General features: G+C 56.9%; 11 protein-coding genes. 8 read left to right on the top strand and 3 right to left on the bottom strand.

The window, feature by feature from the left end:
- Position 1: 1 nt before the first annotated feature.
- On the bottom strand, positions 2 to 877 hold the full coding sequence (locus PTE31013_RS15560; RefSeq protein ID WP_150613678.1) for an MBL fold metallo-hydrolase: 876 nt from the start codon (positions 875 to 877) through the stop codon (positions 2 to 4).
- Positions 878 to 1,093: 216 nt separating this feature from the next.
- On the opposite strand from PTE31013_RS15560, the gene PTE31013_RS15555 reads away from it, so the two are divergent.
- From PTE31013_RS15555 to PTE31013_RS15520, 8 genes are all read left to right on the top strand, one after another.
- A complete protein-coding gene (locus tag PTE31013_RS15555) occupies positions 1,094 to 2,404 on the top strand; it encodes a sigma-54 interaction domain-containing protein (protein ID WP_150613677.1) in 1,311 nt (436 codons plus the stop codon).
- Between the two features lie 291 nt (positions 2,405 to 2,695).
- Positions 2,696 to 2,998 carry a hypothetical protein gene (locus PTE31013_RS15550; RefSeq protein ID WP_150613676.1) on the top strand — a complete coding sequence of 101 codons (303 nt, stop codon included), beginning with the start codon at positions 2,696 to 2,698 and terminating at the stop codon, positions 2,996 to 2,998.
- Positions 2,999 to 3,275: 277 nt separating this feature from the next.
- Entirely contained in the window at positions 3,276 to 4,328 is a 1,053-nt protein-coding gene (locus PTE31013_RS15545) for a sensor domain-containing diguanylate cyclase (RefSeq protein ID WP_150613768.1), read from the top strand.
- 1,345 nt (positions 4,329 to 5,673) lie between these two features.
- Positions 5,674 to 8,610, top strand: coding sequence for an HsdM family class I SAM-dependent methyltransferase (locus PTE31013_RS15540; protein ID WP_150613675.1), 2,937 nt, complete (start codon positions 5,674 to 5,676; stop codon positions 8,608 to 8,610).
- 78 nt (positions 8,611 to 8,688) lie between these two features.
- On the top strand, positions 8,689 to 9,549 hold the full coding sequence (locus PTE31013_RS15535) for a hypothetical protein (RefSeq protein ID WP_150613674.1): 861 nt from the start codon (positions 8,689 to 8,691) through the stop codon (positions 9,547 to 9,549).
- Positions 9,550 to 10,522: 973 nt separating this feature from the next.
- Positions 10,523 to 13,321, top strand: coding sequence for a class I SAM-dependent DNA methyltransferase (locus PTE31013_RS15530; protein ID WP_150613673.1), 2,799 nt, complete (start codon positions 10,523 to 10,525; stop codon positions 13,319 to 13,321).
- On the top strand, positions 13,321 to 15,435 hold the full coding sequence (locus PTE31013_RS15525) for a DEAD/DEAH box helicase (protein ID WP_150613672.1): 2,115 nt from the start codon (positions 13,321 to 13,323) through the stop codon (positions 15,433 to 15,435). The genes PTE31013_RS15530 and PTE31013_RS15525 overlap by 1 nt, the downstream gene beginning before the upstream one ends.
- On the top strand, positions 15,422 to 16,654 hold the full coding sequence (locus tag PTE31013_RS15520) for a GIY-YIG nuclease family protein (protein WP_150613671.1): 1,233 nt from the start codon (positions 15,422 to 15,424) through the stop codon (positions 16,652 to 16,654). The genes PTE31013_RS15525 and PTE31013_RS15520 overlap by 14 nt, the downstream gene beginning before the upstream one ends.
- Before the next feature lie 315 nt (positions 16,655 to 16,969).
- Here the strand turns inward: PTE31013_RS15520 and PTE31013_RS15515 are convergent, their stop codons facing one another.
- Positions 16,970 to 20,737: an ATP-dependent DNA helicase gene (locus PTE31013_RS15515; protein ID WP_150613670.1), complete on the bottom strand. Its 3,768-nt coding sequence runs from the start codon at positions 20,735 to 20,737 to the stop codon at positions 16,970 to 16,972.
- Between the two features lie 368 nt (positions 20,738 to 21,105).
- Positions 21,106 to 22,962, bottom strand: coding sequence for a DUF4209 domain-containing protein (locus PTE31013_RS15510; protein WP_150613669.1), 1,857 nt, complete (start codon positions 22,960 to 22,962; stop codon positions 21,106 to 21,108).
- Positions 22,963 to 23,096 lie beyond the last annotated feature (134 nt).

Below are 23,096 nucleotides of genomic sequence, written 5' to 3'. Positions count from 1 at the left end.
ATCAGACAGCGTTAAGGGGAATCTTCAGGTAGCGCACGCCGTTGTCTTCCGCAGGCGGCAACTGCCCCGCGCGCATGTTGACCTGGACTGACGGAAGCAGCAGCGTCGGCATGTCCAGCGTCGCGTCGCGTGTCGTGCGCATGGCCACGAACTCTTCCTCGCTGATTCCGTCACGCACGTGAACGTTGTGCTTGCGTTCGTCGGCGACAGTGGTGACGAATTCCAGCTTGCGGGCGTTGGGTTGATAGTCGTGACAGAGATAGAGCCGCGTATGCGCCGGCAGGCTGAGGACCTCGTTGATGGAGTGGAACAACGTGCGCGCATTGCCGCCGGGAAAATCGCAACGCGCCGTGCCGTAGTCGGGCATGAAGAGCGTGTCGCCCACGAAGGCGGCGATCTGGTCGCCTTCCTCGACGACGTACGTGATGCACGCGGGGGTATGCCCCGGCGTATGCATGACGCGGGCTTTCAGATCACCGATCTGGAAGTGCTCGCCGTGCGCGAACAGGTGATCGAACTGACTTCCGTCGTGCGCGAATTCGCTGCCCGTATTGAACAGTTTGCCGAACACATCCTGCACCTGGCGGATATGCTCGCCAATGCCGATACGTCCGCCCAGCTTCTGCTTGAGATAGGGCGCAGCCGACAAATGGTCGGCGTGAGCGTGGGTCTCCAGAATCCATTGCACCGTCGCGCCTAGCGCCTGAACCCGCTCGATAAGGTGGTCGGCGTTGTGTGTCGAGGTCCGGCCGGACTTCGGGTCGTAATCAAGCACAGTGTCGAGCAATGCGCAGTGGTTTGTGGCGCGATCCAGCACGATATAGCTGATGGTGCTGGTCGCTGGGTCGAAGTTGCCCTCGATGTACAAGTTCTCCATGATCTCCTCCTCATGAATCAGTCGAATGTCCGATAACTATCAAAATTCGTGCCAACTCGTGAAATTCCGTTAACTCAATGATTTGAATAATCAAAATTTAAATCTCGGATGAGACTGAGCGATTTCTGTCGCTCGTGACAGTGCCATTTGGCAGTGGCATACTGCCAAATGGCAGTACTGGCAGTCGTTGCCGTTCCACTATCGCGAGCATCCGCTATGCACCCCGTTCCCGACGTTCTTCAGGCCTTTCAGGTCCAGGCCCTGATTTCCTATCTCGATCACGAATCCGCACCCATGATCGTGATGAACACCGATTACGAGATCCTGGCGGCCAATACGGCCTACAAGCGCCAGTTCGCGACGGCAGGAAAGCCTTACGTCGGCCACAAGTGCTATGCGATGTCGCACCATTACGCGGTGCCCTGCGATCAGGCCGGCGAGCATTGCCCTATGCAAAGCGCGCTGATCAGCAAGGGTCCGGATCGCGTTCTCCACATCCACCACACGCCGCGGGGTCCGGAGCATGTCGACGTTGAACTCCGGCCGATCGTTGACAGCCATCATCAAGTGGTTGGATTCGTCGAACGGTTGCAAACCGTACGACACGCGTCGGTGCAAGCCAGTCGTCAGGGGCTGGTCGGCAAGTCGGCCGCGTTCAATCGCGCCCTCGGAGAACTGCAGCGGGTGGCTACTGCGGAATTGCCGGTGCTGCTGTTGGGAGAGTCGGGCAGCGGCAAGGAGTTGTTTGCGCGCGCGTTGCACGAGGCGAGCCAGCGCTCGCGCGGCCCGTTTGTGGTGGTCGACTGCTCGGGGCTGACCGAAACCCTGTTCGAGAGCGAACTGTTCGGCTACGAGAAGGGGGCATTCACCGGCGCGCATACGCGCAAGGCTGGACTCGTCGAGACGGCAAAAGGCGGCACCATTTTCCTCGACGAGATTGGTGACGTACCGCTGGGGATGCAGGTCAAACTGTTGCGGCTGATCGAGTCGGGCACCTACCGGCGGGTCGGCTCTGTCGACACGCAACAGGCAGATTTCCGTTTGGTCGCCGCCACCCACAAGCCGTTGCAAACGATGGTGGTCGAAGGCGCGTTTCGTCAGGATCTCTATTACCGGATCAGCGCTTTCCCCATTCACCTGCCCGCGTTACGGGAGCGGCGCGACGATATTCCCCTGCTTGTGGAATCGCTGCTGCAACGAGGCGGCAAAGACCCCGATCAACGACTGCATACGTCGCCGGAGGCCATGGCGCAACTCGTTCGATACGACTGGCCAGGCAACATCCGGGAGTTGCGAAACGTGCTTGAGCGCGCGCGTCTGTTCGCCGACGACGGCGTGATCAGGCCCGAGCACCTCGCACTTGACGTGGCCACAACCCGCCAGACGGAGATGCTCACGACTGGCGGCGAGGTCGATCTCGCCACGGTGGTTCGCGATTTCCAGGGCACGCGCAAGGCGTTGGCGGCCCATCTGGGGTTGAGCGAGCGCACCCTGTATCGGCGTCTGAAAGCCGAAGGATTGGCGTGACACCGGTATTGCCCGCCGGTTACGCCGCGCGGGTTCAAATCGAACGCGACATCCGGCTTCGCGGAGAAGCGGGAAACCGGCGGCGGGAGCGGGAAGCCGCAAGGGAGTGACGCATCCGTATTTTCAGCCCGTCGTACGTCGCGAGCGTTTTTGTCGGTGGCCGATACGTTTCGAGTGTCAACACATCGGCGAAGTTATTCGGAAGTTACTGAAACGCAAGGCTCGACACTGCTGCGATGATGAGCTTGGCCGATAGACCGGCTGAACCCACGCACTTCACAGGAGACCTTGATGAGTACTTCAGAGAATGACAACGGAAAGGGCGGTGCAGATGCAGGAGATGACGGACGCGACATCCAGAAGTCGCTGACACGTGAAGGACACGTCGTCTGGTTCTACGAACACAGGAAATACCTCGGCTTCGAGTGGGACGAACTGGCAAGGGAAATCAAAAAGTCCCCGGTTGCCGATCCGGAGCACGCCATCTATTTCGACACCTTGGCACATGCCGTGGTCGCGTCGGACAAATTGATTAGCCCGAGTCTTATCCTCTACTCGCCGGGCAAGGGGCTGCCGCCGAAAGTGAGGGGGTAGCTGTAGCGGAGGCCCGTCTGCGGCGGCGGACCTCGCTTCTTCATGTCTAATTTCCCGACTACATGATTGGACGCTATATCCGCACGCAGCTCAAATTCGGGGCGACCTCGCACCGAATCGGCAGCAGCCCAGTTTGCCTCGACCTCGGCGACAATTGGAAACGTGCGGTTGTTGGCAACCGATGACTTGCGGGTCTGCAGGCGATCAATCGTCGCGCTGTGCTCAAGGCCCTGCCGCACCTGCCGATAATGGATTTACAGGGTATTGGAAGACCACGATGAGTCACGAAGAAAAGGATTTAGCTCCCAGCTCGCTTCAAGCCGCCTTCCTGCGCCACGAGGACAGCCTGGTATCGTCCGAACACCAGCCCGGCGAGGACAACCCTGCGGTTTATCGCACGTTGCTCGAGTCAACCCGAGCGATCCCTTGGAAGATCGACTGGGCGACAATGCAGTTCACCTATATCGGCCCGCAGATTGAGAAACTGCTTGGCTACGCGCCATCGACGTGGAGAACGGTCGAGGACTGGGCCTCGCGGATGCATCCGGAGGACCGGGAGGCGGTTGTGGAATTTTGCGTCGCACAGTCGCAAGCGGGCGCCGATCATGAGGCGGACTATCGCGCGCTGACTGCGGACGGCGGGTATGTGTGGATTCGCGACGTTGTCCACGTCGTGCGCAAAGAGAACGGTGACGTTGACGCGCTGATCGGCTTCATGTTCGACATCAGTGAACGTAAGCGCACCGAGGCTCGGCTCGCGGAACTCCAGCGCGAACTGGAGCGGCTCTCGTTGTCAGACAGTTTGACCGGGGTCGGCAACCGTCGCATGTTCGACACGGTCATTGCCCGCGAATGGGCGAGCGCGGCGGCATCGGGCAACCCGCTTTCGCTCGTGATGGTCGACATCGATTTCTTCAAATCGTACAACGATTATTACGGTCATCTTCAAGGCGACGAGTGTCTGAAGCGCCTTGCGCGCGTGCTCGAAGAGGCAGTTGGGCCGAATGCGTTCCTGGGCAGGTTTGGCGGGGAAGAATTCATATTCGTGCTCGCCGACACGAATGCCGATGACGCCGTGCGTGTTGCGGAGCGTTGCCGCGCGCTGATCGCGGAGGAAGCCATCGCTCACCTGCGCTCCCCGCACGGTCAGCGAGTGACGGCAAGCTTCGGGGTAGCGACCGTCGTGCCGACCGGAGACATCGATATCACCGCGTTTATCAATCTGGCTGATGCGCAGCTCTATCAGGCCAAAGACCAGGGGCGCAACCGAATTGCGGCGGTAGACCGAGCACGCATCGGCGGCGAAGGATACAAGCGGCAGTCGCGCTGATCCGCTGGTTTGGGTGCGGCGATTGTTTTGGCGTGGCGTTATTTGTTTCGCCGGGCTGATCCTCGCGACTGGGCGTCGTCGGGCGTCCCTGCGGCGACCTGCACCCGGGGGCGTTAGTGAGCCGTCTGAAGCGGCACATTGGCAGCGCGGGAACCATCGAAAACGTCGAAGGGCCACGTGAAAATCACGTGGCCCTTTGAATTTATTGGTGCCGGCTGCAGGACTCGCAAATTTCCTCTAAAGCCAATCCACAAAATGCTTTCGTAGTTTCTTCGATCCCGCCATGCCCCCAAAAATGCCCCCAAATTGCGGAAACACTCCGGTTCTGTTGCCAATCTGATTTTAGCGCGCGACGGAAAAACTCGACATCCACGGCGACAACCGCCTTCCGGACAAAATTGTAGCGTACTGCGCTGGACAAAGCCCTCGTCGTCGTCCACGCCACACGTCGACACGATCCGCCACATCAACAAAGCAGCCCCACTGACACGGCAGCTTGGTCCATGTGACCACCCGTCTGTTGTTCACGAACTCTACGGGAAGAACATGATCGATACCCTCAAATTCACACGGCATATGCAAACCAAGGGCGGCTTGACTCAGGAGGCCGCTGAAGCGTCAGCCGAGTGTACCAACGAGGCGACCTCAATCGACCAATTTTACGATGAAGCAGGATTTGACGATTGTCGTGTCTGGTCTTCGGAGGCATATCCGGTCTGCCGCGCTCGCCATTGTGCTCGCTGCGAGCATTCTTTTACGCATCTGAACGTGAGCATTTCTCGCATTGGATACGCAAGAGCCGGCTTGGCGACTGGTGCGAGTTCGCATTGAGTGGTCCGCGAGACGCGTTTCGGCTGCCGCGAAAAACGCAGACGAGGATGCCGCGCAACGTTGCATCGCATAGTGGCTGATGGCCGCTGAATACGAGGCATCGACGATAACGCCTCTGCGCAACCGTTCGATTGAAGCAAGCGCTTTGCCGGGCGAGAAACGCACCATTTGGAATCGGTTCCAAAGTCCCTGCCTTGTTCACCGCGTTGCGCGACGCGTCCCGGAACGGCCCATTATCGGGGCGGTCGTACCGCGCTCAGCCCCACAGCATGGCCTACGCCTAGCAAAACCTCAGCATTCCATCGGACGTGCACAAACGGACGGGGTGGTTTCGCGCGAGTTGCTTGAATGTCTAATTGAGATTCGTCGCAAAGGGCGAGTGAAACTGACGTGATACGTCCAGAACCAATTTCTCCACAATCCTTGCGGCCAGGTCGTAAAACCGCGATTTTTGATGCGAATGAGGTCTATTTGTGCTATACGAGGACCCTATTTATAGTATCTTCCAGGGATCATGCGAACCCCCGTTAAACACTTCTGCGAATGTCTCGGTTACGACGGGGACAGCGGCCTGATTGAACCTAGGGAATTTTCCCAGGTGACTGGCGTTGCGCAGGCGCTCTGGGCGGCGCACGATCAAGCAAAGTTGCAGGCGTGCTTTGGCGCTTGGGAGGATCATTGGGGCCAGGATGGCTCGCGACGTTTCACTCCCTTGGTCTACATTGTGCAGGCAGACGATGAAGACGATGCCCGACGCATCCACCGCTGGGTTTGGAGTCAGGGCAAAGTGCCGTGCTTGGTCATTCTCTGCCCCGACGAAGTGATCGTCTGCAGCGGCTTCCACTTTTTGACCGACGCTCGCTGGAACGACGCGGTGCAACGAGAGCCGTTGCCTTGGTCGACCGGGGACCGTCTCGCGCCTTCGCTACGGGACCTTGCGCCCGACCGTCTGCATGCGTCCATCACGTGGCGAGATTTTACGAAATCAGGAAAGGTTGGGGTTGATGCAGCGTTGTTAGACGGTCTCGAAGGACTGCATGATTACCTTGCGGATAACATCAAGTCGGAGAGGCTGAGGATCCGGCCAGATCTGATCAATCGACTCATTGGCAGACTGATCTACACCTACTTGCTCACCGACAAGAGGGTCATTGAGGTCGAGGGTTGGGAATGTGATGCAGCGGAGGGGGAAAGACTTCTCGAACAGCAGTCGTCAAGATTTTGGACGCTGCAAGACCGAATAGATGAAGTCTTCAACGGCGGAGTTTTTCAGATCAGCGAGCAAGAACGTTCACTAGTCACGCCTTCCCTCTTGGATCTGGCCATCGGTTTCATCCGAAGAGGCGAGAAATACGATGGCAAATATCGACAGACTGCGCTGTTCTCGATCGACCTTTCTGCCATTCGCATCGAGACCCTCTCGGCTGTATACGAAAAGTTCCTCCGGACGGAGTCCGTCGAAGACGCCAATCGTGACGGCGTCGTGTACACGCGCCCATTCCTAGCGGATTTCATCTTGAATCGGGTCGCAGACAGCTGCAAGTTCAAGAGAGACACAAAGGTGCTGGATCCGACTTGTGGTTCGGGGGTCTTCTTGGTCGCGGCATTCCGCCACATTGTTGAAAGTGAGCTTGCGGTGGGGAGGCAGCGCGGCCGTCGCTACCTATCCTTGCAGAGGTTGCACGAACTACTCAAAGGTTGCATTTATGGGGTGGAGAAGTCGTCCTCGGCGGCGCAGGTAGCTGCGTTCAGTTTGTACTTGAATCTTTTGGACTACCTGGATCCCGTAGATCTTGCGTCTCACATCAACGAGGTGAGCGCCGAGAAAGTGTTTCCACCGATGCTTGGGTCGAATATCGTCGCGGCGGATTTCTTCTCTAAGAAACGATTTTTCCCAGAAATCAGTTTTGACATCACTGTTGGCAACCCGCCATGGAAGAAGTTGGCCGATGTCACGGAGCACAGCGGTGAGGTGGAGAGATACGCGATTGAGTGGCACGACGCCTCCCAGCATGTGGCGTGGAGTCTCGTAAAAAAGTACCTTAAAGTCGACGGTAGGCTTGCTTTGGTGCTGCCAGCTAAATCCTTTGCTGCGCCAGCCGCAGGTCGTTTCGTTACGGCCTTCGCACGAGAGACCGACATCGATTTGGTTGTGAACATGTCTAGTTGGCGGCGCTACCTCTTCGCGGGCGCTGAGGATCCGGCAGCCCTGATGTTTGCCACCAATCGACCACCGAAGGCAGTAGGGCGAACCTATTTCTACATGCCGCGGCTGTGGTCTCAGCCCTTCAATCCTGACGCTATGTGGATGCTCGCCGTCGATCGCGCTGACGTGAATAGCTTGCCCAGCGCAATGGCTTTTGCCAACCCGGAAAATGTGTTTGATGCTTTTGTCCTCAAACCATACGACCGTAGGGTTAAGCAGCGGCTCATCAGCCTATATCACGGAGAAAAAGTCACTTCTCTTCGTGGGTTGTTGGATGATGCGGGTTTGGAGCTTGCGCGGGGGGTCACGGCTGCGGAATTGAAGATCCCGGGCGCGGCAAGAGCGGCTGCTGCACAACTTGATCCAAAACTGCGAGATGACAGGCGCTCGGTCATAACGGATCTGTCGGCGGTCTTTGAAGAGCACCCAGATCTTCGAGATCTGTCGATCGAGCAACTGAAGGAGAACTCTGTCGGTGCACGGTGCAAAGGGCCTCGGCTGATCTTGGCGCGCAGCATGCAGTATTGCTACCGCACCGCTGAGGTGTTTGCGGTCAATCCGACATTCAATTTGATCTTCTCAATCAAGCCAACGCCTAAGCGTGACGAAGCCAGGCAACTTGAACTGCTGTCCCGCCTGGGACAGTATCTAATGAGCGATTTTGCGCGGTACCAATTCGCCTTGTTTGGAAAACTTTGGCAGATTGACGGCAAGCGAGCGGAGAAGAACGATTTGGAGCGCATAGTGGTGCCTTCGCTTGCTTCGTTGCAGAGCCATACCGATTGGGATTGCTCGGGCTCCAAAGCGAGTGACGTCCTCAAGCGTATGGAGATGGAGGAATTTCTAGCACCGCTTGAGGACTATGCAGACTTTCGCAGCGAACTTGAGAACGCTCGTTGGCCCACACCGCGTCCTTCGGGAGACTCAAGGGTGCCGGAGACATATTTGGCCATGCTTGGAGATGTGTTGTGTAGCCGCTTGAATGAAGAAGTGGAAGTCACGACGGGCGAAGGTAATTCGGTTATGACCGAGATCGTACTCGGGTTCCAGAGCGACTTGGAAGATACTGCAATAGCAGCTTTAAGTGATGGAGATGGATTTCAGTTCTTCGACTCAGCAAGGCTCAAGAGAGGCAGCGGACGGTCGCAGGTCATCATGTGTAAGCCAAAGGGCGTTGAGCACATGACGCTCGAACGCGCATATGCAGATGGTCTCCACGTAATCAACCGCTTGTTTCTCCGATAACGCGCGATGCACAACCCATTGCTCGTTGACCTTCAGACATCGCTTCAAAATTGCGTCCCTAGCAAACGCCGGTCTGCCATGATCGGGAAGTTTGTAAGCGAGTGCATGGGCCTTGCTCATGCTGCCCACGATATCTTGAGCGGCCCCAACTGGGCCACGTTCTTGACGAAAACAGGGACCCTTTCCAAGACAAAGACCGGTGCTCCTCGCGTGAAGGAAACGGCATTGTCTGCCGACATTGCGTTGGAGGCACAGGCGCTGCTAAGAAAAGGCTCCCCGCAGCAACGCGCAACGGCACCGCGAGGCTTTGTGCCCTCTGATGCGATTTCCGTTGTTCAAGCTGATGCTCTCCGCCCCGGAAAAAAAACCACTGGAAACAATTCAAAGCGTCCCGATCTAGTCTTCATGCCAGCTGACCCCGAACTGAACTTGGCATTCGCAGTTGAGGCAAAGGTACTTGAAGGTCAAAACGACTGCAAAGATTTGCTTCTGGGCCCGGAAGGGATTGGCTGCTTCACGCGGCCCGATGATCCTTACGAGACCAGTGGTGTTATTGGCTTGTTTGGCTACGCGGACCACGCGTCAGTTGCGCAGCATCAGGCGGCCCTGCACTCGGCCATGACTACTGACTCGGCAACGGGATTCCACAGCGTAGCCACTATGCAGCGCAACTGCGACTGGGACAACGTCACCAGTGCCCGAAAAAGTACTTTGGCGACAACTAAGAACTCTGGATTGCTCTGTTTGGGCGTTGTACTTGGATTCCCGAGCATTCGCCAAACCGGCCTAGCAACGGTAAAAAAGCGAGCAACGAAAGCAAAGACCGGAACAAAGGTTCGCGCTAGAGCGACGACGTTATCCTCGTCTGCAGCACGCGCTGCACCAGGCTCGCTCCACACCTCGCTGGTGGTTAAGCGAAAAAAGGCGTCAGGATTTTAGCCATAGGGTATAGGGTCACTGGGGACGTAATTTTCCGAGAAGGAAACGATCTTGGTTGGCTTTTCGAGCACGCCGACAATCCGCGCGGCTGCCGCTTGACTAGCTCCGCCAACGCCTTTGGCATACAGATTAGTGCGCCGATTACCGAAACTACGCAGTTCGCCGTCGCCAAACGCGATTCCAGATTTTTTCAATCACATATCACTTTCCTGAGCTTGCATAGGTGGGTCAAGTTGAGCGAATTCGACTTCCAGGATCAGCGCAATTGCAACTGAGCCAATGCCGGCCCTGTGAATGCAGATTGATCTGCTACTGGATGCCCCACCGACAAACGCAGCACAGAGACACTTGACGAACTCATCGCCGCCCACGATTCGTTCCAGGTCGTGGGCACCGTCCCTATCAAGTACACGAAATAGCGTCCGCGAAGCGAGAAGCGCCCGACCGGATGCCTCGCCACCCCCGCATATTCTTTTTTTTGCTCAACCAGAGCAAGCGTCGTGGTTCCGCTACCGCAGAGCGTCCGGTGCGACCTTGCCGTAATCGGCGATGTCGGCGGATTCGGTCTTCCGCGCCGACAGATCTTCGTTAATCGGCTCGGTAAGCCAGGAGTTCAATGGTCTTTGCGAACGAGGCAGTCATGCGGCATCAAAGTTCTCCTCTATTGAAAAGTCGCTGCACGGGCGAGAGTTTTTGCCCTACGCTCCAGAAACGCTTCGGTGCCGTTACAGACAGCGTTTTTCCGATGTTCGGTCGTCGAACCGCGGCTTCCAGGTAGGATGAGTAGGAGGACTCGTAGGTCAGCTGCGCCTTGGCGCCCGACCTCGGGCACTACGTTCCCGGCGCTCTGCGTACTCCCGTGGCCGACCGCGCCTACAACGCGAACACCCGGCACGACCGGGATTGGAATGCCCTCCAAGTTTTCCTTAAGACTTGGCATAATCTAGGGAAAACACACCATACGCCACGACACATGAACGCAGTCGAAATCGAGGCCGCAGTCTCCGAGCTGAGCGAAACACCATTTGACGCTGCAGAGTTCCCGTACGCATTCCTCGCGGCCTTCGGGAACAAAGAAACAACGATCGCGCGACTCCGCAAGGGCGACACCAACAAATCTGATGTTGCCGGTGGCGTGCTGCAACGAAACAACATCCATCTTGCGACCTGTGCGCCCGGCCAGGTCAACTCGACGTTGAACGCGCTACGCGCGAGCCCAGAGACCCTGAAGGGCAAGGTCAAATTCATCCTAGCGACTGACGGCGAAACGCTCGAAGCTGAGGAAATGGCGAACGGCGAAACGATCGCAAGCGAATACGCCAAGTTTGCCGGGCACTTCGGGTTCTTCTTGCCGCTCGCGGGCATCTCGACCATCAAGGAAATCAAGGACAGCGCGATCGACGTTCGGGCAACCGGCCGACTGAACAAACTGTACCTGGAATTGCTGAAGGAAAACCCGGACTGGGCGACGGACGAGCGCCGACAGGACATGAATCACTTCATGGCCCGCCTCATCTTCTGTTTCTTCGCCGAAGACACCGGGATTTTCGATGGTCGAGGTCTATTCACGCAGACCGTCGATCGCATGAGTGATGCGGCGTCGGGCAATACCCGCGCGGTGATCAGCACGATCTTCCACGCGATGAACGTGCCGACGAAGGACAGCGGTGCCCGTGCAAAGGCGAAAATCCCAGGGTGGGCTGACGTCTTCCCCTATGTGAACGGCGGCTTGTTCGGCGGCGGCAACAACGTACCGCGCTTCACGCGCATGGCCCGCACCTATCTGTTGCACGCCGGCCAACTGGACTGGCACGCAATCAATCCGGACATCTTCGGCTCGATGATCCAGGCGGTCGCCGACGACGAGGAGCGTGGCGCGCTCGGCATGCACTACACGAGCGTGCCGAACATTCTGAAGGTGCTCAACCCGCTCTTCCTCGACGATCTGCGCACACAGCTGGAAGCCGCGGGCGACAACAAGGCGAAGTTGCTGAACCTGCGCAAGCGCATAGCGCGCATCCGCGTGTTCGATCCGGCGTGTGGTTCGGGCAACTTCTTGGTCATCGCGTACAAACAGATGCGCGCGATTGAAGCCGAAATAAATCGGCTTCGCGAAGAACCCGATCTACGATCGGGCATCCCCTTGACCAACTTCCGAGGTATCGAACTACGCAGTTTTCCTGCGGAGATTGCGCGGCTTGCACTCATCATCGCCGAGTACCAGTGCGACGTTTTATATCGTGGACAGATGCAAGCGGTGCAGGAGTTCCTGCCGCTCGAAGCAGAGAACTGGATTACCAGTGGCAACGCGCTGCGACTCGATTGGCTGGCGTTGTTCCCGCCGACCGGCATCGGGGTGAAGGTTCTATCAGACGGTCTATTCAATAGCCCATTGGGGCAGCCTGAAATCGACTTCGAAAACGAAGGCGGCGAGACCTACATTTGTGGCAATCCGCCGTATCGTGGAAGTCAATGGCAAACGGACGAGCAAAAGTCCGATCTCAAAGCCATTTTCGATGGCCGAGTTAAGAACTGGAAATCACTCGACTACGTTTCCGGTTGGTTTGCCAAGGCTGCTGACTATGGCACCAAGACACCGACGGTTTCGGCATTTGTAGCAACGAACTCAATCTGCCAAGGCCGCCAAGTCGAGACTCTCTGGTCACTCATTTTTGGGACGGGACATCAAATTGCATTTGCCCATACTTCTTTCAAGTGGGCAAATCTCGCGAGTAAGAATGCAGGCGTAACTGTCGTCATCGTCGGCATTACCAAGGCTCCTAAAGCCAATCGCCAGCTTTTCAGCGAAAGCGCCGACGGGGCCGGGGCCGTGAAGACTACGGAGCACATCAATGCGTACCTAGTGTCCAGTCAACAGATCATAGTCGGACCACGTACAGCACCACTTGGTGACGTGGCTGAGATGTTATTCGGAAATATGCCAAATGATGGCGGTAACTTGTTGCTGACGCGTCACGAAGCTGAAACTGCATTGAACCAACATGACGTCGACAGTAGATTCATTCGCCCGTTTATAGGGTCTCAAGAATATATTCGTGGAACCGAGCGAAGATGCATTTGGATCGAGGATGCGAACTATGCCGAAGCAGGCATGAACCCATGGCTAGCTAACAGATTCGATTGCGTGCGGGAAAAGAGAGCTCAATCGGACAGGCCAACCACGAAAAACCTTGCCGGTGTTCCATACCGCTTCGGCGAAGTGCGCCAATCGGGAAACGAAACGGTAATCATCGTGCCGAGCGTATCGTCTGAATCGCGAGAATACCTTCCCGTCGGATATATGGCTCGGGGCACTATCGCCAGCAATCTTGCATTCGCACTCTACGATGCGCCTCTTTGGAACTTGGCACTCATTGCGTCTCGGTTGCACCTTGTATGGATCGGTACGGTCTGCGGAAAGATGAAGACGGATTTCCGGTACTCGAACACGTTGGGTTGGAACACGTTCCCTGTACCGACGCTAACCGAGCAGAACAAGGTTGATCTAACAAAGTGCGCCGAAGAGATTTTGCTCGCGCGTGAAGCACACTTCCCAGCAACGATCGCGGACCTCTACGACCCGGCAATGATGCCGGAGAACTTGCGTCGCGCGCACGAGCGAAACGACGAGGTGCTCGAACGCATCTACATCGGACGTCGATTCCGCAACGATACCGAGCGTCTGGAAAAACTGTTCGATCTGTACACAAAGATGACGGCGGCACAAGCGAAGCCGGCCAAGAAAACCATTCGAGCACGGAAGACCGCGTAATGAGCACTGAAGAGACCAAGCGTTATTCCATCCCAACCGTCTCGATCAAGACGGATCGAACGGGGGCGTCCAGCAAATCGAACGCATTGGGCATGCGCCCGATGCAGGAACGTGCCTACGCCAAACGGGGCGAGCAATACCTGTTAATCAAGTCGCCGCCAGCCTCCGGTAAATCACGTGCGTTGATGTTCATCGCACTCGACAAGCTGATGAACCAGGGCGTCAAACAAGCGCTGATCGTGGTACCCGAGCGCTCGATCGGTGGCAGTTTTGCCGACGAACCGCTGTCCCAGTACGGATTCTTTAGCGATTGGGTGGTAAAGCCGCAGTGGAATTTGTGCAACGCACCTGGTACGGACGACGTGAAGGTGGCTCCGTCCAAGGTTAAGGCCGTCGGCGAGTTCCTTGCCAGCGACGACAAGATACTGGTCTGTACGCACGCCACGTTCCGTTTTGCCTACCAGGAACTGGGGCCGACCGCGTTCGACGATCGTTTGATCGCGGTGGATGAGTTCCACCACGTCAGCAGTGATCAAAATAACATCCTTGGCCGGCAGTTGACCGAGTTGATTCAGCGGAACAAGGTGCACATGGTCGCGATGACTGGCTCGTACTTCCGTGGCGATGCCGAGGCTGTGCTGGCACCGGACGACGAAGCGCGCTTCGACACGGTGACGTACACCTATTACGAGCAGTTGAATGGCTACGAGTACCTGAAATCGCTTGACATCGGCTACTATTTCTACACCGGCCAGTACCTCGATGCGGTCATGCGGGTACTTGATCCGTCGTTGAAGACGATCGTGCACATCCCGAACGTCAACGCGCGCGAAAGCCTGAAGCAAAAGCACAAAGAGGTTGAGGGGATCATGGACGGTCTCGGCACCTGGAAAGGTACCGATCCCCAAACCGGCTTTCATCTTGTCGAGTTGCCCGAGGGCCGCGTGATCAAGATTGCCGACCTGGTGGATGACGGTGACGTCCGCTCCGCTGTCCTGTCGGCACTGAAAGACCCGAAGCAGAAGAACAACAGCGACCACGTCGACATAATCATAGCGCTCGGCATGGCGAAGGAAGGCTTCGACTGGATCTGGTGCGAGCACGCGCTGACCATTGGCTACCGCAACAGCCTAACGGAAATCGTTCAGATCATCGGTCGCGCCACCCGCGACGCGCCAGGCAAGGAAAGCGCGCGCTTCACGAACCTAATCGCGGAACCGGACGCGTCCGAGGACATGGTGGCCGACGCGATCAACGACACCTTGAAGGCGATCGCTGCAAGTCTGCTCATGGAGCAAGTCTTGGCACCGCGCTTCGAGTTCACTCCCAAGAATGCTGGCGAGCAACCCGGCTTCGACTACGGCCCCGACGGCTACAAGCAAGGCCAACTCAACATCGGCGTGAACCACGACGACGGGCGTGTGCACGTCGAGGTCAAGGGTCTGGTCGAACCGAAGTCCGAGGAAGCGGCGCGCATCTGCCGCGAGGACATCAACGAAGTGCTCGCCTCGTTCGTGCAGAACAGCAAAACGCTCGAGCGCGGGTTGTTCGACCACGACAACACGATCCCTGAAGAACTTACGATCCTTCAAATGGGCAAGATTGTGCGCGAGAAGTATCCGCACCTGGAGGAGGACGATCAGGAGGCCGTGCGCCAATACGCGGTCGCCGCGCTAGCCTTCACGCAAAAGGCCAAGCAGGTCGAAATGCTGGTCACCGACGAAGCAACCGGCGGGGCCAACGACGGTACGCCCAAAGCAAACCTTGCCCTTATTGAAGGGGTCAAGCAGTTTGCGATGAGCGTCAAGGAACTAGACATCGATCTGATCGATCGGATCAACCCGTTCGACACAGCCTACGCGATTCTCGCGAAGGCGATGGACGAGAAAACCTTGAAGCAAGTGCAAGCCGTGATCGCGGCGCGCAAGATCAACATCCCTATCGAAGAGGCGCGTGAACTGGCGAAACGAGCCGTTGAGTTCAAGCGTGATCGCAATCGTCTGCCGGAAATCAACGCCGCCGATCCGTGGGAGAAGCGCATGGCCGAGGGCATCGCGGTTCTCACACGCTTCAAGGCTTCCGAGAAGAGGAAGGAAGGCAATGGCAACGCGTAAAAAAAGCCCGATAGAAGACGATGTCTCCGACGACGACCTGCTTGAGCAGCTAGGCATCTCCGTTGAAGTCGAGGTAACGGGTGGTCGTACGGCCCAGGAGGAACGCATCATCGCCGGTTTCGAGGAAATCCAGCGCTTCGTCGAGCAGCACGAGCACGTACCTCGACACGGCGAAGGCTTGGACATCTTTGAGCGCCTTTACGCGGTTCGTCTGAATCAACTACGCCGCAACACGGCCGCGCTGGCACTGCTCGCAACATTGGACACCCAAGGCCTGCTCGCACAGCCGGCGGCCGAAGTCGTGGCTAATCTGGACCAACTCGCCGACGATGATCTGCTCGCGGAACTTGGTGTCGACGCAAAAGACGACGACGACATTACCGTGCTTCGGCATGTCCGATCCGCCACTGAAAAGGCGGCGGCCGAGCAAATCGCCGACCGTACGCCGTGCGTCGATTTCGGGACGTTCAAGCCTCTGTTCGACGAGGCCAAGTCGGGGTTGAAGGACGGTACCTGGGAAGCGTTACCTTTTGCTCACGACGCTGAAATTAAGTTGGGGAGCATTCAGCAAGGCGACTTCTACATCCTGAACGGCCAGATTGTCCACATTGCCAACATGGGCGAGGAAATCAAGACGTCCGTTACCGATCGACCGGATGCGCGGCTTCGTGTCGTCTACGACAACGAGACCGAAAGCGATCTGTTGCAGCGTTCGTTCCAGAAAGCGCTATACCGCGACGATGCCCCGCGTCGTCTGCGCAAGAAAGTTGTGGGATCACTTTTCAGCGGCGAATGGCAAGACGACGACGTACAGAGCGGCACCATCTACGTGCTGCGCTCGCTGTCGAACGATCCACGTATCGCGCCGTACCGCCAGGTCATCCACAAGATCGGCGTAACCGGGGGCAAGGTTGAGACGAGGATCGCCGACGCAGAGAACGATGCGACATACCTGCTCGCCAAGGTGGAGGTCGTGACCACCTACAAGCTCGCGGGCGTCGATCGGACCAAGGTGGAAAACCTGATCCATAGGATTTTCGCGAGCGCGCAAATTGATCTGGAGATCCTCGACCGCTTCGGGAAGCCGGTCAAACCTCGCGAATGGTTCCTGGTGCCGCTACCGATTGTCGATGAAGCGGTGCAGAGTATCCTAAACGGTACGATCCTAGACAAGGTATACGACCGAGAGACTGGTACGCTGGTCAGCAGGTGTACATGACAGCTCGCGGAGCTAGCGGTATCGTCGCAATATGTCGACGCTTGTTGATTTTCACCAAATTTTGACCCGGGATTTTCATCGAAATCTAACCCACCCCAACCATGCTGCACGTGAGAGCATCGCGTGGGAAGCAACGACGGCGCGAAAGATTTTGAGCGCTCAGCCAATGCCGATGCCAGTCGGAACCACTGCCGGGCGGGATACTGAATTCTCTCCGTTACCGCTAGGATTTGCTGGATTGAGGGGGTGAATGGGATCGATGAGTTGGACGAAGTGCCGACGCGAGCCACCTTTGCAGCGGCGGTCCTAGTCCTATTACGAGAAAAGCTTCTCAATCAACGCGTCGATCGCTTGACCATCGATGCCGCCCCTCTCATCGTCGTAGGTGACGACCAGCGCCGCCCTTTCGCCGCCGCCTTCCTCGATTGACAGCACGCCGTTCTCCCTATACCACCGCAGCTTCTTTTCCCAGCGCTCGCGGTATCCCTCATCAGACATCATTCCGCAATGCTCCCACAGGATAGTCCGCCCCGTTGCTGCGTCCTCGATCGTGAAATCGGGTAAGCGATACTGTCGTCCATCCGTGCTGTGGAACGGAATCTCGTAGCCGGCCACCACGTCGTGCGCGAAAAGAGCGTCATCGATAATGACCTCAGACTTTGATTGCACCGATGTGCCGCGGCGGGAGCGGTGGATGTGCCTTGCGTCCATCCATTTCCCGTTCACCTCAATTGGCGCCGGAAGCATCGACGGATGCTCGTAGAAGAGATTCGTGAAGCGGCTCGGTATGACCGCGTGCTCATCAGCCGCGAGTTTTCTCATGTCCGCCAGATCTCCCTCATGAAGAATGACAACCCGGCGCTGTTGCCGGGTGAGTGCCGTGTAAAGCATTTCGCGACTGATCAGTTGCCCCCGCTTTGGCAACACCAGAATGGTGGTTTCAAACTCACTGCCTTGAGCTTTATGAACTGTCGCGGCATAAGCGAGTTCGAGCGGTGTGCTGCCATCATCGTCGAAGTCCCAAGGCGCAAAGCTATAGACATATTCGGGTTGCGACGAGAATTCCACCTTGGTACGCCAAGCCTTGTCGCCTCTCGTTGCAGAATCTAGAAGGTCGCCTATCACCACACCGATTTCGCCGTTAGCGACATATGCCAAAGCGTCGTCGACCGGCGTGACGTATTTGCGCTTGTGATTTCGAACATTTATGACCTTGTCCCCGTACACGATCTCCTCGGGGCCACGCGGCGGTGAGATCCAGCCTCGACGATTGGAGTGGCGACTTGCCCAAGCGACAGCATCCTTGCGAAATCGCTTGTGTAACAAGCGATTGATGTCGCGCGCGCCAAGCACCTCGTTCCGGCGGGGCGTCAGAACTTGCCATTTCTCGACATCGGCTGCTGCACCAGTTTCGAAGTAGATGTTGTCACCCTTTAAAACGCCGCCGTAGCTGAGCCCGAAAGTTTGCTGATCGTCGAGAGATCTTAGGTTCAACTCTTCGCGCAAAACCTCGAGTAACTTAGTGCGCAGTTCCTCTGTAGTATCCCAGCGATACGTGGCGACACGGCCCGAAACGTCGCCATCGCTACCGAGAATGGACCAAACTTCATCTTCACCGGGGGGTAGGTCCTTCCCGCTGAACCAGTTCGCCAACTGAAGGTCCAGTGGAAAGCTCTCCGTTTCGCCCGATTTCTTGTGCCTGCGCTGGATCGTAAGTTCAGCGTATCCTTTGCCGACCTTCGGAAACAACGCGTTTGGCGGAGTGAGAAAAGTCACGGCATCGAAGAACGGCTTGCCGGCTCCGATGGGCGGTAACTGCCTTGGGTCACCCACTAGGATAAGGCGCTCCACGCTTGCTTTCACCGCGTCGAATAGCGCACCGAGCATGTCCTCGGTGAGCATCGAGGCTTCGTCCACGATGATCGTCTTGCAGCCCTTGTATTGCGCACCTTGCACGGTCTTGTAGACCCCCGTCCGACCGTCGTATCGCCGGCCGCAGCCGGTAAGGAACTGTGCCAGTGTCTGTGCTTCGTGGCCGCACTTAGCCGCAAGTTGCACGCGTGCCTTGCCTGTCGGTGCCAGTAGAAGAATCCCCTTGGCCGAGATTTCCTCATGCTGGCACAAAGCTTCGAGCAGTGTGGTCTTGCCGGAGCCTGGCGGGCCGACCAAAACGGAAAAGCGCGAGGCAGCAAGCTCCGCCAGTGCAGCAGCCTTTTCCTCACGCGCCCTCACTTCATCTTTGTCGGTAGTTTCGAGCGCTGGAAGGAGAAGGTCGAGACGTGCTCTCCAATCGTTCGGGAAGTTGAATCTTGCGCCTTGTAGTGCGCGATTGCTGATCTGTGATGAGAGAAGTTTTCGGTACAGTAAATAGCGTTGTAGTTGCAGGGCAGGTACACCATCCCTCATCTCCGTTCTGGCTACCTCGAAAGAGAAGAAGTCGGCGACGGACTCGATCGAGTCTTCCGAAATCGGGCAAGGCGGCTCCAACTTCGCATTGCGGATACCAAGGATAATGTGGCTCTCCGAAACCGTGGTGTGGCCACTGGTCTGGGCCGCGCGTTCCAGCTGCGCAATGATGAGTGCACGCACGCGGCGTTGATCGCGGGGGCCAGACATTCTCGAAATGTCCGGCAACGGATGTATCTCGGCGACGACATCTGCCGGGTACGCACCTCGATCGATCATCTCGAAAGTCACCCGTGCCAACCGCTCGTCGTCGAATGCGGGGACGGAAAAGCGATCCCCTTCGTATAGAACGTAGGGATTCTCGAGAAGTTGTGCGTCGGTATAGTGCAGACCTGCTGCACTTCGAACCGCGCTCACATAAAACCGCGTCGCTTGGTCATTAGTAAGCTCGAAGCGCGCGAGGAGCTTGAGCAACTCAAGACGGCCAGGCCTGAGCGATTTCCAATCCATAGTCAGGTCAGCTGTGATGAGCGTGGCTAGCGGGCGCGGCAGGGAATCTGGCTTACGCATAGCCTGGTCAACGAGTGGCCATGGGTCGTCATTTTCGTCGAGTTGCTCGGCTAGATGCAATGCCAGGAAGTTGCCGTGAGGCACACCCAATGCAGTCAAAGCCGCACCCAGTCCCGGGTATGGGCCCCGCATATTCCAAAGTTCCGCGATTCTCCCGTCAATCCAGCGCAGCGCTTCCTTGACGCTGTCCACTTCCTGAAGAATGTCACGGGCCGCTTCTAACGCCAACCGGCATTCGAGTAGCGAGGAAATGGCTCCGTCATGACTGACGTGCTCGGACACGTAAGAGAATTCGATCAACCGGTCGTCCGGCGCGAACGCTAGACACCGGCTCCAGTCCACCTCCGCGCCATGTCGTTGCGCTGCGGCGAGTTCCGTGTATGGCATCAAGAACCCATCCCCCCCCTTAGACCGGATGGAGTGCTCAACCATCACGTCCCAGACATACGACGTACCGACCTCGGCTGACTCGCCCTCTCGTTCGTATTGAATAGGTTCTGCGACCTTCAGTACACGGCCAACACCGATGAGCACTCGCCTGTGATCATCCGAAAAAGGCGTTTGCTTCGCATAGAAGAAACACAGCGACAGGTGTTTCTTTATCGGTGAAAAGAACCCGTCGAGCATTGCACGCTGATTTCGGCCATCCTGAACCCATCCGGAATCCAAAAGCCATTTGGGCTCTTTCGGTTCCCGTGCCGGGTCATAATCCAGACGCCCCCCCTTTGCGATTTCATCTGCAAATTCACGACGCATCCATCTGAAAGGAATGCACGCTGCGGAAAATGCCGACTGCTGCAATCCAACGGGCAGCAGATCGCGATGCGCCGCGCTATCCGTGGCCACATAGGGGTGGACGAGAGTGCGCCGCACGGTAAATGGCGCCATGAAAGTCGCACGTTCTTTCACGCAAGGGGGAAACTGTGCCTCGGCCAGACTGTCTAGTCGACTTCCAGCAAAGCAGCCTTCCGCATCATCGCGCTTCGCATTGGCGATTTCAGGAAGCACTACGCATGAGGCATTGTCGCGAGGACATTTGCATACCGTTCCCTGCCATTGGTCGTCGTGCCACGGTACTCGAATCGAAATGTGCTGAACATTTGACATTTTTTTCTCTTTTGATCTGTCGCGGCGATTGCTTTTTGGGGACGTGAACCACGAACGCGTTGAACTCGCTACCCGGCGGACTTTTCCATCCTAACCTGAGTTCGCATTCGATGGCAGGCGCGGGCTAGACATTCAAAATGTTTAATTGCAGCGATTTTCAGCCCTCCAGCAAAGATGCACTCTTTCCAGACAACGGGCTCCGCACTTCCCCAGTGGGCCAACTGCGCAGAAGTAGCGCGACCTCGAATACTCGCGACCGGCGGTTCAACGCAGTGGACGAGAGGGTTTACGGTCAGTAACCCTTGACGACACTCGGAACGAGCGGCTTGAGAAGCGAAACAGCTTGGGCCACGGAGCCAATGTCGAGACTATGTTGCAGAACTACCAGTCTTTCCAGGCACTTCCATCTGCGCCACGCGTTGCTGAGCAGTCCAAAAATTCCTGAACATGCGTGCATAAATCAACCACCACGCGTAAATGCAGGCATCGGACTCGCACGCAGCCTTGCTCATCAAGCCATGCGCTATCTCATTCCGCAAATTAGGGCCGTTCTGGTCGCAAAACAATGCGCTCAGCTCGAACGTAAAGTCCTCACCAAACACTGTTACCATCTGTGGCAACTTCACTAACGTGCTCATTCCGTTTTCCATGACGATGCCGTCAGGCGACGTCGTGGTTGTAATTGCGCCGGCGTGCTGCAAGTGAAATCTGACGATATTCTCGACCTGGGGTACAAGCACGTGCATCGCATGTACCATGTCGCCGCAGTAACCGGCATACAGCCCCTCCGCCAGCAGGTCAACTCTGTCAGGAGGCACAAAGGGCGAATAGCGGCAGACTTCCTCAAAATCCCAAACGGTAAATACGTGCTGCGAGCGGATAACCTCAAGGGCCGGCTTAATCTCAGCAGTAGCGGTCAATCCAACAACAATCTGAAAATCACGGACCATTTGGGAACGAAGAGCCGCATCTGCTGCATCAAGACTGCCCCCCGCCGCAGGTTGCCGCGCAACCGTATTACCTTGGGCGGACATAACCACGCTACCCATAATCTGTCGGAAGATGCTCTTGTCTAGGTTGCTCTGCGCAACGGCGCGTATGCGTTCTACACGCGCTCCTCGATAGAGCTGCGAGAACGCTGCGAGGACCTCTAATGGTTGCTTATTGGTGACCTTCTCCACCGCCTGCCTGATCAGCTCACTAATGTCTATAGGGCTAGTTTTTACAGTCTGCATATGCACGGCGGCGGCCTGTCCAGCTTGACGCACTTTCGCGTGAAGCGATTCAATTCGAGCGTCGACCGTGTACTGCACACGACTTGGACCAGGCACAGTACGAAACACTTTGATGGCATTCTCATAAAAGTTTAGGGAGGCTAACCCCGCACCCTTGCTATCGCCTTGCATCTCCCAACAATCTGCTCCGGCGACGACCATCTCCACGGATTTATCTCTTGCGGCGGAACGAGCGTGCCATGTGGCAGCGGCCTCAAAATAAGCGATCGCCTCGTGGTACATAAGTGATGCGGCGTGTGTGCGTGCCAGTGCTTCCATTCTGGTAGCAATATCGCCTGCGCTCCCCCTTCCTGCGCCAGCCTTGAGCAATATCGCAGCGATCTGTAGAGGAACATAGCCACGATCCCCATTTGCAAAAATAGCGCTGATCAATGACGCCTCGATCTCACCGATACGCGGCCCGGCGCCCGATCCGATCGACATGGCAAGCGTCAATGCGCGAGCCCAGTATTCGCGGCCCGAGGCAAACCACGATTCATCTGACGGAGGTATTTCGCGGTAGGAGTCAATTGCCAGATGCGCGTATTTCACCCCGAACTTTCTGGGGTGCAGCCAGACGAGATCAGCCAATCTTGCCCGAAGATGGGAATTGGCGACCTCCGGTGCCACTTCCGCGAAAAGAGCAATCTCATGTTCTGAAAAGTCGTCTGGTGCAGTTGAACGCCTGTCTCCGAATTGCATCGAATGTCGAAACGGGTGGCTCTTGTCCTCAGCGACGAGCATCATCGACGTGGCGTTCGCAAGCAATTTCAAGACTCGTGAAGTACGTGCGTCCCCAGCCTCCCGCGCGGCCTCCGCAGCCGCATAGAGTCGGCATGAAGCCATCATGCAGGTTTCGTCAGAGCCATCCGCCAGGACGGCTTCGTACGCGGTTGCACGAAAGTCCGCCGCGCTGAGTGGTTCATCTGGGTTTGCAGTATCGGTGGTCATTTAGTTGTGTAAACGTGAGATTGCCAACTCGCGTGTGGTACGGCTGTTTAGCCAGCCAGAACGTGCATAAGTGCTCGTACGCACATACAACTTTGGCTCCAACAACGCCGATGTAAGCAGCCCAAGGCAGCGAG

The organism is Pandoraea terrigena (assembly GCF_902459705.1).
GTDB classification, from domain to species: Bacteria; Pseudomonadota; Gammaproteobacteria; order Burkholderiales; family Burkholderiaceae; genus Pandoraea; species Pandoraea terrigena.
Note: the sequence above shows the minus strand (reverse complement) of the source record. Positions and strands in the feature narration are given on the sequence as shown.

Coding starts and splice junctions, on each gene's coding strand:
- PTE31013_RS15510 (WP_150613669.1), bottom strand. CDS start 22,962: ATGACCACCGATACTGCAAACCCAGATGAACCACTCAGCGCGGCGGAC.
- PTE31013_RS15555 (WP_150613677.1), top strand. CDS start 1,094: ATGCACCCCGTTCCCGACGTTCTTCAGGCCTTTCAGGTCCAGGCCCTG.
- PTE31013_RS15520 (WP_150613671.1), top strand. CDS start 15,422: ATGGCAACGCGTAAAAAAAGCCCGATAGAAGACGATGTCTCCGACGAC.
- PTE31013_RS15515 (WP_150613670.1), bottom strand. CDS start 20,737: ATGTCAAATGTTCAGCACATTTCGATTCGAGTACCGTGGCACGACGAC.
- PTE31013_RS15530 (WP_150613673.1), top strand. CDS start 10,523: ATGAACGCAGTCGAAATCGAGGCCGCAGTCTCCGAGCTGAGCGAAACA.
- PTE31013_RS15540 (WP_150613675.1), top strand. CDS start 5,674: ATGCGAACCCCCGTTAAACACTTCTGCGAATGTCTCGGTTACGACGGG.
- PTE31013_RS15535 (WP_150613674.1), top strand. CDS start 8,689: ATGATCGGGAAGTTTGTAAGCGAGTGCATGGGCCTTGCTCATGCTGCC.
- PTE31013_RS15545 (WP_150613768.1), top strand. CDS start 3,276: ATGAGTCACGAAGAAAAGGATTTAGCTCCCAGCTCGCTTCAAGCCGCC.
- PTE31013_RS15560 (WP_150613678.1), bottom strand. CDS start 877: ATGGAGAACTTGTACATCGAGGGCAACTTCGACCCAGCGACCAGCACC.
- PTE31013_RS15550 (WP_150613676.1), top strand. CDS start 2,696: ATGAGTACTTCAGAGAATGACAACGGAAAGGGCGGTGCAGATGCAGGA.
- PTE31013_RS15525 (WP_150613672.1), top strand. CDS start 13,321: ATGAGCACTGAAGAGACCAAGCGTTATTCCATCCCAACCGTCTCGATC.